This is a genomic window from Microcoleus sp. S13_C5 (assembly GCF_036700845.1).
In the GTDB taxonomy this organism is placed as follows: Bacteria; Cyanobacteriota; Cyanobacteriia; order Cyanobacteriales; family Microcoleaceae; genus Microcoleus.
Genome location: NZ_JAUBPR010000164.1, coordinates 1 through 11,866, shown reverse-complemented (window position 1 = coordinate 11,866; position 11,866 = coordinate 1). Strand labels below are relative to the sequence as shown.

At 48.8% G+C, this 11,866-nt stretch carries 10 protein-coding genes; 8 read left to right on the top strand and 2 right to left on the bottom strand.

Annotated features, from left to right (window positions below):
- Positions 1 to 130 precede the first annotated feature (130 nt).
- Both QUA04_RS26705 and QUA04_RS26700 read right to left on the bottom strand, forming a co-directional pair.
- On the bottom strand, positions 131 to 1,336 hold the full coding sequence (locus QUA04_RS26705; RefSeq protein WP_333262950.1) for a glycosyltransferase family 4 protein: 1,206 nt from the start codon (positions 1,334 to 1,336) through the stop codon (positions 131 to 133).
- Between the two features lie 94 nt (positions 1,337 to 1,430).
- Positions 1,431 to 3,752 (bottom strand): IMS domain-containing protein, encoded by a 2,322-nt coding sequence (locus QUA04_RS26700; protein ID WP_333262947.1) that lies wholly within the window; start codon positions 3,750 to 3,752, stop codon positions 1,431 to 1,433.
- Between the two features lie 448 nt (positions 3,753 to 4,200).
- Here QUA04_RS26700 and pdhA point away from each other — a divergent pair, with 448 nt between their 5' ends.
- From pdhA to QUA04_RS26660, 8 genes are all read left to right on the top strand, one after another.
- Positions 4,201 to 5,238 carry a pyruvate dehydrogenase (acetyl-transferring) E1 component subunit alpha gene (gene pdhA / locus QUA04_RS26695; protein ID WP_333262944.1) on the top strand — a complete coding sequence of 346 codons (1,038 nt, stop codon included), beginning with the start codon at positions 4,201 to 4,203 and terminating at the stop codon, positions 5,236 to 5,238.
- A gap of 232 nt (positions 5,239 to 5,470) precedes the next feature.
- Complete coding sequence (locus QUA04_RS26690; protein ID WP_333262941.1) at positions 5,471 to 5,923, top strand: retroviral-like aspartic protease family protein; 453 nt, start codon at positions 5,471 to 5,473, stop codon at positions 5,921 to 5,923.
- Between the two features lie 1,048 nt (positions 5,924 to 6,971).
- Entirely contained in the window at positions 6,972 to 7,169 is a 198-nt protein-coding gene (gene rpmI / locus QUA04_RS26685; RefSeq protein ID WP_006634164.1) for a 50S ribosomal protein L35, read from the top strand.
- Positions 7,170 to 7,188: 19 nt separating this feature from the next.
- On the top strand, positions 7,189 to 7,545 hold the full coding sequence (rplT, locus tag QUA04_RS26680; protein ID WP_190658174.1) for a 50S ribosomal protein L20: 357 nt from the start codon (positions 7,189 to 7,191) through the stop codon (positions 7,543 to 7,545).
- 267 nt (positions 7,546 to 7,812) lie between these two features.
- Positions 7,813 to 8,343 (top strand): tetratricopeptide repeat protein, encoded by a 531-nt coding sequence (locus QUA04_RS26675; protein WP_333262939.1) that lies wholly within the window; start codon positions 7,813 to 7,815, stop codon positions 8,341 to 8,343.
- Between the two features lie 240 nt (positions 8,344 to 8,583).
- Positions 8,584 to 8,961, top strand: a complete 378-nt coding sequence (locus QUA04_RS26670) for a response regulator (RefSeq protein WP_333039645.1) — start codon at positions 8,584 to 8,586, stop codon at positions 8,959 to 8,961.
- The gene (locus QUA04_RS26665) at positions 8,958 to 9,566 is read left to right on the top strand and encodes a hypothetical protein (RefSeq protein ID WP_006634168.1); all 609 of its coding nucleotides are present in this window, start codon (positions 8,958 to 8,960) and stop codon (positions 9,564 to 9,566) included. The genes QUA04_RS26670 and QUA04_RS26665 overlap by 4 nt, the downstream gene beginning before the upstream one ends.
- Positions 9,563 to 11,758 (top strand): diguanylate cyclase domain-containing protein, encoded by a 2,196-nt coding sequence (locus QUA04_RS26660; protein WP_333262937.1) that lies wholly within the window; start codon positions 9,563 to 9,565, stop codon positions 11,756 to 11,758. Before QUA04_RS26665 ends, QUA04_RS26660 begins: the two co-directional genes overlap by 4 nt.
- Positions 11,759 to 11,866: the final 108 nt, after the last annotated feature.

The following is an 11,866-nucleotide window of genomic DNA, read 5'->3' as shown; positions in this document are numbered from 1 at the left end:
ATTTTTTTCTAATTAACTATTTTTAGCGATTTTATCATGATCTGACCTCTGTCTCACATTTATTTGAAATGACTATACTTGGTGGGCCGGAAAAAACCTATTTCCCCATCTAGGGCTTGAAACGCCCAAACTACAAAATTATTGGCTCAAAAATAGACCTCTCCTGTCTCTTTCTATCTCCTCCCATAACCTCAAGCAATCGATCGACTACGCGCCTCCAAGTAAAATTTTCAGCCACAAAAGCCGGGCCCGCAACCCTCGCTTTCGCAGCTAATCCAGGCTGTTCGATCGCCCCTTGCATCAAATCAGTCAAATGTTCCCACTCAGGAGCTAAGATAAATAAGCTTTCCCCGTCCCTCACCACAGCCGTAAATTTACTCTGAATCCGCAGTGCAAAGTTCGATCGCGTAAAATCATCCGTAGGGCCGCCCGCAGTGCAAATAACTGGCAAACCGCAAGCTGCAGCTTCCAACACCGGCAGATTAAAACCTTCTGCCAAATAGGGAGAAACATAAACATCTGCTGCTTGGTAAAACTCAGCTATTTGAGCAAAAGATAGCTGGCTACCAGTATAAATTAATCTTGGTAAAACCCTCGCTCTTTCGGCATCGTTGAGCACAACTCGGCAGGCTTCAGCAATCTCGTCTCTCGACGGATAAAGCAGTTCTGAACCTTTTAAAACTAATCTCGCATGGGGATATTTGTCAACTACCGCAGCGAAGGCTTTTAATAAAGGGCGAATACCTTTGCGATCCGTTTGCCCTCCGATGTTTAAAAATATAAAATAGTTTGACCAGCCGAAACTTTGGCGCAGCGATTGACGCCGATCGCCCGCAGCAGGATAATAAATCTTAGGATCGACTCCCAAAGGTACGACGGCAATGCGATCGGCCTCAACTCCGCTGCGAATTAAGCCGGCTTTTGACCAAGCTGAAGGTGTAATAATTTTCGTTTCTGAATTAACCGGAGTTTGGGCGATCGACTTAACCCCCATCCCCCGCAATACTGTACTGGTAACAATCCCCCATTCTGTCGCTGCAAATACCCAAGTTGCGGCGCTGCTGCTGGATGCCGAGAAGTCCCAGGGGCAGTACATTCGCAGCGTAACATCCGCTGACTGATTTACCGCAGGGCTGTTAATGCTGCGGAGTAAAGTTTCATTTGGGCGATCGAACAAACTAATTTTAGTCTCCCAACCTGCGTCAATGTAGGGCATATCGCGGTGGAAAAGCTCAATTTGTCCTCGCGGGCGATCGAGCATTTCCAGCAGTTGAAATTGATTGGCTACGCAATAGGAATGATAAATAAAACGCCAGCCTTCCACAATAATGTGCAATTCAAAACTCCCGCTTTTGGAATTAAAAATTCACCTAATAATCAGAAATTGGTAATTAGTAATTAGCCAGCATAAATTACCAATTACCAATTCCTTACTTAATCACTTGCCAATCCATAATCCGCCACTGTCCCTCTTGACGGATCAAGTCGTAGCGCACCCGCAGGTTTTCATTGCGCGAAGAAACGAGTTGAGAACGATCGAACACTTCGGCTTTTTCCGAGACTTGGGCTTCTACTTGGGCGCGATCAGGATTAGTCGGATTCGTCTTAACTCCATTAACTTGCAGCTTGTGTACATAACGCTGGTGCGCGTTGTTTCGCTGTTGAGCTTCTGCCATCAATTGCCAGCGAGACAAAGCCGGTTCTGTCAGAACTTGCTTTAATTCTTCGACAGCGTGATTGGGGCCCAAAGCCGCTGCTTTCGCCGACAGCCAGCTTTGAATTATTTGTCCGGCTGATTCCTCAGTGATTTCTCCCGACACTGGGCCTGCAGCGCTTGGCTCTGGGGCCGCGGGCAAGGCAGGGATTTCTAGGGGCGGTTCTTCCAGGCGGACGAGGGCTTGCTCTCCTTGGAGGGATGGGCCCGATAGGGCTTGCATCGCGCTAGCCAACAGACTGAGTATTAACCACAGGAGTAACAGGCTCAGGACACCTGCGACTAGAAACAAAGCCAGCTTGTTTGGAGGCATGGACTTGACTTGGGCGGCAATTTCTGCTGCCTTGGTGCGCGCCCGATCAACAAAATCCCCCTTTAGCCCTTTGCCCGTTGCTCCGCTGCGCCCTGAATGTTGGCGTCTGCGATGTTTGGAAGTCGAGTCTGCGGGGTGTGGCACTGTAGCTATCGGGAGAGAGACGGGGGCAACAGCGCTCGGCGCGGCCACCGTTGCCGGAGATTTCGCGCCCGAGGCTGCGGTGGAAGCGGCGCCCGGTACGGGGGTCAAGGTGACGGTACTGGCTCCCTGCTTGGCTGTGGGTGGCTGTGCGGGTATGGCAGCGGGCGATCGGCCTGCTGTCGGTTGCAGTCGCGCCGGGGGCTTGCCGGAGCGAGGCTGCACTACGACCCATTCGTTGGCGGTTTCTGCGTCCTGTGGCAAAGCTTCTAGGTAAGCTTGTACTTTCGGGTCAGCAAAGTAGTCTTTCAAAGACACTGACTCGTTGGCCAAGTCGCGGAAGTGCGGAAACACTTCTTCTTGTAGCCAGTGTTCGGCGTACAAGCACAGTCCGGGCAACAAGTCGGGTGAATCTTGGGAATGTTCGCGAATGAAGGCCAGGGGCTCTTTTTCCGAACTGAGTTCGAGGGCTCTGCTGGCTTCTTCTGTCTGGCCCAGAAGCAGGGAACAAACGGCTTTTTCCAGGTGAACGTCTTGGCGGCGACCGAGCTGCATCAACATCAGCTTGGCCCGACGGATCATCGATGGCTGTCTGGCGGCAAATCCTTGGGCTAACAGGGTGTAGACCGAGAGGTAAGTGGCGACTGCGGAGGGGCGGCCGGCTTCGGCTTCAAATAGCGCCTGCTGCTCGCTGCTGGTTAGGTGTTTACGCATTTGCTGCACGAACCGGAGGAAGTCTTCTATTCCTAAACCCGATCGATCATCTCCCGAACCGTCGATACCGCCTCGTTCTTGAAGCATTTCTCGCAGGATTTCCAGTCCCTGGCGACGCTCGGCGACTTTTTCTTCGGGCAGTGATAATAGCTCTAAAATGTTGTACGGACGGAGTTTGTATATGTCGGCTTGCATTTCACCCCTCACGCTTGCAAATAGGCTTTCGCGCAGCAGCAATTCTTGACCTGCTTCTAATGATCTTGCGGCATTTTCGTACTGACCTTGCTGCCACTGTTCGCGGCCGAGTTCTAGACAGGAAAGGCTGACGGTTAAAACTATATCTGGCCTCACGAGCTGGGGGTCGCCGAAACGACCTTCTGCGATCGCGATGCTGCCATTGTTAAGATACGGGCGACCCAGCTTCTGTACGAGTTCGTATTCTCCCAGTTCTTGCAGTATGAGCAGGGCTCCTACGAATTGGTTGTCATCGATTTCAATACTTGGAGTGTGGGGGTCGGGAGCAGCCTCTAAAGCCTTGGACTCTGGCGGAGCGGTTTCTCCTGCGTCTTGCAGGACTGTGGCCGTGCCTGCTGAGGTTTTTGACCTCTGGTGCTTGGCTTCCTGTGCGGCTTCCGACTCTCGATCGTAAGTTTTGGCTAAAAAACTGGCATCGTAAGCTTTGCGCCCCTCTGAGTCTGACAGAACGGCGCAGGCTTCATCGAGCAGTTGTTTGCGGGCGACGATCGCAACTTCGGAATACTCCCTGCGCGGAAGCTGTAAAGTTCGATCGCGGTGAGCCTGCTGCAACTGTTCGGCAGTAGCTTGAATCGGTAGACCCAAAATCCGGTAGTAATCTAGTGGAATTAACACTCGTCCACTTCCCCAAAGCGCTAGCAACTGAATTAGCCTATCTTAAGTGAGATACTCCCGCAAACCCAATCAAAAATTCTGGTGTTGGCTTCCAACCGCCCCATTCACGGTATGTTGGACTTGCCGTAGAGATACTCTGACTTTTTTCCCTCTACAGGGTTTTACAGTGAGGAAAATGCCAAGCCCCACTGCCCGTCAGCTAAAGGAGTGGTTTGACTTCCAGAGCATTTTAGGGTTTGAGAGTAATGGAATTATATCATTTGTTGGCATCGGGTTTAGATGGGAGTTGGTTCTCCGAGTCCGGGCAATCCGCCCCGCCTGCCAAACTCATTTTAACAATTGGTGAACTGCTGCACAAAAAAGGTGCGATCGTTTTCTGCTGCGGTTGTGTCCCATCTCGGTTTAAATTTAGATGTCTAGGAAGCCGATCGTCGGGTATTAATTATTTATGGTTCAGGAACGGACTTTACCAGTTTTTGACGCGCAAAGCGTAAACATTTCTCGGGATGAGGGCTTGATGCTCTACGAGGATATGGTCTTGGGGCGCTACTTTGAGGACAAGTGTGCTGAGATGTACTACCGGGGCAAAATGTTTGGTTTTGTTCACTTGTACAACGGTCAGGAAGCTGTGTCTACTGGCGTGATTCGATCGATGCGCCGGGATGACACTGATTACGTCAGCAGCACCTACCGCGATCACGTTCACGCTTTGAGCGCGGGCGTCCCGGCGCGGGAGGTAATGGCGGAGTTGTTCGGGAAGGAAACAGGTTGCTCGAAGGGCCGCGGCGGTTCGATGCATATGTTTTCGGCCGAACACCGGCTGTTGGGAGGTTATGCTTTTGTGGCTGAGGGGATTCCTGTAGCTACGGGGGCGGCTTTTCAATCGAAGTACCGCCGCGAAGCTTTGGGGGATGAGAGTTCTGATGGGGTGACTGCTTGTTTTTTTGGCGATGGTGCTGCAAATAACGGGCAGTTTTTTGAGTGTTTGAATATGGCGGCTTTGTGGAAGTTGCCGATTATTTATGTTGTGGAAAACAACAAATGGGCGATCGGGATGGCCCACGAGCGAGCTACTTCCGACCCGCTGATTTACAAGAAGGCTCATGCTTTCGGCATGGCTGGTTTTGAGGTTGACGGGATGGATGTTTTGGCGGTGCGAGAAGTGGCGAAGGAAGCTATAGCGCGGGCGCGCGCCGGCGAGGGGCCGACTTTGATCGAGGCTTTGACTTATCGCTTTCGCGGCCATTCTTTGGCCGATCCTGATGAGTTGCGTTCTAAGGAAGAGAAGGAATATTGGTTCCCCCGCGATCCGATTAAGAAGTTGGCTGCTGATTTGATCGATCGAACTTTGGCAACTGCTGAAGAATTGAAAGAGATCGATAATAAGATTCAAGCAGTAATTGATGATGCAGTGGATTTTGCGGAGAAAAGCCCTGAGCCAGATCCTAGCGAATTGTATCGGTTTATCTATGCAGAAGATGAGTAAGCTGTGGTGCATTTAACTTGTATGTTTAGGGCGGCCAGGATGCCCAATCCACAAGAGTGATATATCCCCGTAGGGACAGGGCGCAAGCCTTTGTCCCTACTGCACTTCCTAAACCGGCAATACGCTGTAAGACTTACGTACAAACTCTACTGGTAGGGTGTGGAGTGCGAACCTTACTACCCTAAATTGTGGCTAGAATCAAAGGTAGACTTTATAGACGAAAAGAGGCGATATGATAAATCTCGATCGCGATCTAATTCAAGCCAGCAAAAATATGGGTGCAGTTCGAGTCAAAGTCAAGCTAACGAATGCCATTGATGAAGCCTTAGTGAGCCGAGGAGTGCTCAATCCAAATCTGTTGCGCGTGTACGAAGCAGAAGCACTGATAGATAGTGGCGCAGTCAGAACTGCGTTACCTGCGGATATAGTAGAGCAACTCGGTTTAAGAATTCGGAGTCAGGAAATAGCAAAATATGCCGATGGCAGACAAGAAACAGTAGGATTGACTGAACCGGTTATCATTGAAATAGAAGGGCGCGAGACAATTGAGGCGGCAATGGTTTTAGGCGATATGGTGCTCATCGGTCAAACTGTGTTAGAAACTTTAGATTTGCTGGTAGATTGCAAAAATCAGCGTCTAGTTCCCAATCCCGAAAATCCCGAAAGGCCTGTATTGAGAGTTTAATACTAAATCCCGCTTAAATACCTCCTTTATTTGTGATGTTCGAGTGCCGATCTCGGCATGATCCAGCATTGTTAATCAGCACAAATTCAACGGTTGACGCAGACTTGTAGCTGTAGAGCCATTCTTGAAACTCATCTTGATTCATTTGCGACGGCTTCATCATTTCGCGGAATGTTGTCTCCCTGTCTAGCTTGTAGGATCGTTCACCCTGATGGGCGCACTGACTCAATCGATTAACTAAAAATGCAGCCACTCAAGGAGCGAGCCCCCCAGAAAAGAAGAAAAAATAGAGCATGAAAAACTGCTCATGTAAACCCCTGATCAATAGTCCGGACAGTTTTTATATGGCCCAATGGCTTATTCTCGGTTGACTTTGAGCCACTGTGGATAATTAAATCAATGTCAGATCCACCCTGCTCGTTGCATTTAATTGGACTTTATTTATGATCCTTGCGCCGCGTAAGCTTGTAGTCTCGTTCCCAAAACTGTCCGGAGTATTGCCTGAGCCACATTTACAAAAAAAACACCGGAGGCGGAAAGCGAGCGTATCTTCAGATCACAGATGCAAGCGACACGGGGTTTCAACCGCTTTGAACCTTTCTTAGTATTTCTTAATTAAATAGCTAAAATATATCGTGTAATATCAACATATAAGTCAGTTATAAAATTCGTATTAAATTGTTTTATCACTGATGCTAGTTGGTAATGATTAAACTCAAAACTTGAATGTGTGGCTGCAAAGTCCGTCAAGAAACTTATGGTTTAATTATTGGGAAAGAAATCGACCTTAAAAGGTACACCTCGGCTCGCCGGAATCGGTGGAATTAATTTTTTGTGAGATTGAATTTCATGAACACTTCATGATACCGCAACTGCGCTATAACATTCTATACTAGGTGTTAAGTGCAGCAAACAACCACAAGATTAGCCGATCGCCCATCCTGTATATCGCAGCAAATGCAGCGCCACCCCCAACCCGCAAATCTCCCTTGCAGAAAGTAGCACAAACGTGATACGGTATAAGCTTGTGTCCAAATAACACCAGTTCATGCCAAAACTCAAAACTCGCAAAGCAGCCGCAAAGCGCTTTAGAGCGACCGGCAGCGGTAAAATTGTGCGCCGGAAAGCTTACAAAAGCCACTTGCTACAGCACAAAAGTTCAGCTCGCAAAAGCCGTCTATCTAAGCTGGTCGTCATTGACGAGACCAACGACGCTAACGTGCGGTTAATGCTTCCATACTTGTAAAGTTTAACGGAAATTAAAGATGACACGGGTAAAACGCGGTAATGTCGCCAGAGCGCGCCGCAAAAAAATTCTCAAATTAGCCAAGGGTTTCCGAGGCGCACAGTCGAAACAGTTCCGCACAGCTAACCAACGGGTGATGCAGGCCCTGCGTAACGGTTATCGCGATCGCAAAAAACGCAAACGCGATTTCCGCCGCCTGTGGATTGCTCGGATCAATGCTGCATCGCGCCAGCACGGCACGAGCTACAGCAGACTGATCGGCAACATGAAAAAAGCCAATATCGAAATCAACCGCAAAATGCTGGCACAAATGGCGATCATTGACCCCGCAACATTCGGTAAAGTCGTGGAAATGGCTAATCGAGCCGGAGGCTGAAAGTTCGCTTGATTTTCAGAAGGCAGAAAGCAGAAGTAAGAAAGATTTAAGGTCTGCCAGAGAAGGAAAACTCCTGATAAATTTAGGAGGTTGAGACAAACTTTCCTTCTTTGTTCTTACTTCTGGACTCTTGCTTTTTCAGAAATCGTGATCGGGTCGATCGCTATTTCCTTGTTTTTTATACAGTTGCAGAGGCAAATGTCAGAGATTGCTAGCGCCTTAAAATAAATAAAACCTTCCACAGACCTACCTAATTTTAAGAAAAACATGGATAGTAATTTGCTCATTATTTACTTGTCAGTCCTGCTAGCTATACTCGGCAGCACTTCCTGGTTTGTGGTGCGCCAGATTCTCAAAACTCGCAAGCTGGAAATGTCTCTGGAACGCTTAGAAAATAAGCTGACAGTAGAAAAAGGAACAGCACAGGAATACTACGAATTAGGAAGTATCTATCTAGATAAGAAGCTTTACTCCCAAGCGATCGTACTTTTTCAAAAAGCCCTGAAAGCCAAAGACTTAGAAGGCGAAGAAAATCAAGCTGTTATTTACAACGCCCTCGGTTTTGCACACTTTGGTCAAGAACAGTACGACATCGCAATCCGCCACTACAAAGAAGCCCTGAAGTTACAGCCAGAATACGTTACATCTCTCAATAATCTGGGTCACGCATACGAGCGTAAGAAATTAACAGCTCAAGCCTTGGAAATGTACGAACAAGCTCTCGGCTGCGATCCAGACAATACCACGGCAAAACAGCGAGTAGAGTCCCTCCGGAAGCGTTTGGTAATCTATAATTGAGCGCCCATGTTAGGAGCAGTAGAGATCCCGCAAACCTGGTTTCATTGAGAAACCGGGTTTTTTCTTCACATAGTCCAAGATAATAAACTATCCAACACATTAATGCGTTAGTTTTTAAGAACAGGAATTCCAAGTGAAGCTCGATCGCACACCGTCCCAGCATTTTAAATTAATTAATGTCAAGATAAAAGCAGTACCTGCTATATCGGTCAGTCCTAACAATAGAAGGAGGAGAACGTAGTGACATCAATTCTCGTTGTCGAAGATTCGTGGTTGACTCGCAGGGTAATCTGCAAAATTCTCCGAGCAGAAGGATACGAGACTTGGGAAGCATCCAGTGGCCCAGAAGCTCTAGAACAGCTCGGTACTAAAACCCCAAACTGTATGCTCTTAGATCTGCTGATGCCAGAAATGGAAGGTCGGGAAGTCCTGCAAGCTATGCGCGATCGAGGATATAAAATTCCAGTGATCGTAATTACCGCAGACATCCAAGCAAGCACCCGCTCCGAGTGCATGGAACTCGGAGCCCTGGCAGTCATTCACAAAATGCCCAACTCAGATGAACTGATCGGATGGATCAAAAAAGCTCTCAGTGTCAGCGAGGAGAGCACCCAATGAAATTAAGCACTCGACAGCTCGATGCTTTGCAGGAACTCGTCAACATCGGGATCGGTCAAGCAGCAGGGGTTCTGAACGACATGATCGACTCCCCGATTCGCTTGCAAATCCCCTACCTTCAAATCCTGACTCCCATCGACGTGGAAGAAGAGTTAGAGCAGCACCTCAACGGCGAGCAAATCGCCGCTGTCCAGCTCAAATTCACAGGCTCCTTTGGAGGCATTGCCCAGCTAGTCTTTCCCACCAACAGCGCTGCGCTGCTGGTAACAATGCTTACAGGGGAAGAAGTTGGAACTCACGATCTCGATTCAGTCAAAATTGGTACGCTGAGTGAAGTGGGAAATATTGTAATTAATGGGGTCATGGGTGCAATCAGCAACGTACTTCAGCAGCGCCTGAACTACTCAATTCCCACTTATAGCGAAGGGACGATTGCTAATTTGCTGATATCTGGCGGTTTAGCTACTGATACAGTAGTTTTATTAGCCCAGACCAGTTTTATGATTGAAAGGCTTCACATTGAAGGAGATATCATTCTTATTTTCAATGTTAATTCCTTTGACACCTTGTTGACTGCTATCAATCAACTTGCCGGGGGTCTATGATTGAGGAGAGCAAAAGTATTAAGGAAAAGTTTGGGGTGCTCGACAGCGTACCAGTCGGCGCCTGCTTGCTGCAAGATGATTTTGTGGTGCTGTTTTGGAACACTTGTCTGGAAGAGTGGACTAAAATTCCCCGCAGCCAAATATTGGGAACAAAGATCACAAACCATTTTCCTCACCTGAGTCAGTTAAAGTACGCCACTCGCTTCAAGCAAATCTTTGCAGGAGGCCCGCCAACAATTTTTTCTTCTCAAATTCACAAACACCTGATTCCGGCAACTTGGCAAGACGGCCAGGAGCGAATTCAGCAAACTACTGTGACTGCTGTGCCGGCCCAAGAGGCTGGCATAGAAGAACAGGAGATTAGAGACTGGGTTCTCCATACTCTTGAGTTGGAATCAGACGGTACTGTCGGAGTCGGATCACCAAGAAGTGCTTTTTTGTCTAGGGAATCTGCACCCTCAGCTTCGTCATCAATATGGCCGGGGGTCAATGCCCCATCGTTCTACGCGCTGTTGGTGATTCAAGACGTGACTGACCTCACCCACCGCATCCAAGCTTACCGCACAATGCGGGATCAAGCTTTGGAAGAAGTGCAAGTGCGGCAGCGGGTGGAGGAAGAATTGCGATCGAGTCAGCATTTCATCCAGCAGATTGCTGACGCGGCGCCTTATTTGCTCTACATCTACGATTTGACCGAACAGCGAAACGTCTACGTCAACGGTCAAGCTTCTAAATTGCTGGGCTACACTCCCCAAGAAATTTTACAGATGCAAACTGCTTTGTACTCCAGTTTGGTTTACCCAGAAGATTTGCCGAGGCTCAAAGCCCACCAGAAAAAATTTCCCTCGGCTCAAGACGGGCATATTTTGGAGTTGGAATATCGCCTCAAACATCGATCGGGCGAATGGCGTTGGTTTCGCTGTCGCGACCAAGTTTTCGCCCGCACAGCCGACGGCTGCCCCAAACAAATTTTCGGCACCGCTCAAGATATCACCGAGTACAAGCGGGCAGAAGAGGCGCTGCGGCAGCAGAACGAACGAGAACTGCTAATGGCGACGATTACTCAGCATATCCGCCAGTCTCTGGATTTGGGCGAAGTGCTCAGCACGACTGTGACAGAAGTGCGTCAGTTCCTTCAGGCCGATCGAGTGATGATCGTGCGCTTTAACCCCTGTACCGGCAGTCTCTGCGCCGGCCCGGCGACGGGGGCGGTGACAGTGGAATCTGTAGCTGCCAACTGCCAGCCAATGTTGGGGGAAACCCTGGAAAATTTCTGTTTTGACGAGTTCTATATCGAAGCGTACCAACATCGGGCGATCCGACCGATCGCCGATATCTTGGCCGCCGATTTGCCGCAATATCAAATTGACTTGCTCGCACAATTCGCGGTGAGAGCTTATTTGGTAGTGCCTTTAGTGCAAGGAGAGGAGTTGTGGGGGCTGCTGATGGCCCACCAGTGCAGTCCCCGGCAGTGGATGCAGTTGGAAGTAGAGTTGCTGTCTTCTCTGGCCACCCAGTTGGCGATCGCCATCAAGCAAGCAGAACTATACCAGCAGTTGCAAGCCGCCAACCTCAAGTTAGAGCGCTTAGCCAGTTTAGACGCACTCACGCAGCTAGCAAACCGTCGCCGGTTCGATCAGTATTTAGAAATCGAGTGGCGCAGACAAGCGCGGGAACAAACGCCCATGTCCCTAATTCTGTGCGATATTGATTCTTTTAAAAGTTACAACGATACTTACGGGCATCAAGGCGGAGACGAATGTTTGCGACAAGTCGCCGCGGCGATCGGCAATGCAGTCAATCGCCCCGCCGATTTAGTAGCTCGCTACGGAGGCGAAGAATTTGCCGTTATTTTGCCAAATACCTCGATTCAAGGCGCAGTGATCGTAGCCGAACACATACAGCTCAAAATCGCAGCTTTGCAGCTTCCTCACGCTGGTTCTCAGGTGAGCGAGTACGTCACTCTCAGTCTGGGTGTAGCGAGTATTGTTCCTGGATCGGAATCGGGAGCCGAAATTCTGATTGCCGCAGCCGACCAAGCCCTGTATCAAGCTAAACGACTTGGGCGCGATCGTATCCAACTTTACCAGCCTGATCCTGCTGCTGGCAAGTCGAATGGCACAGGCACTTCGATACTTCCTGTAGATTTTTCTATATCCAATACTAATTTACCCTCTCCCACCAGCGCTTGACGAATTGCCATATTTGTGAATTCCGAGTAGTTATAAGCTGTTGTGCATTTAAAACGCATATTGGTATAATATAACATAATGATATTCAGAAAAAGTGAATGCCTGCTA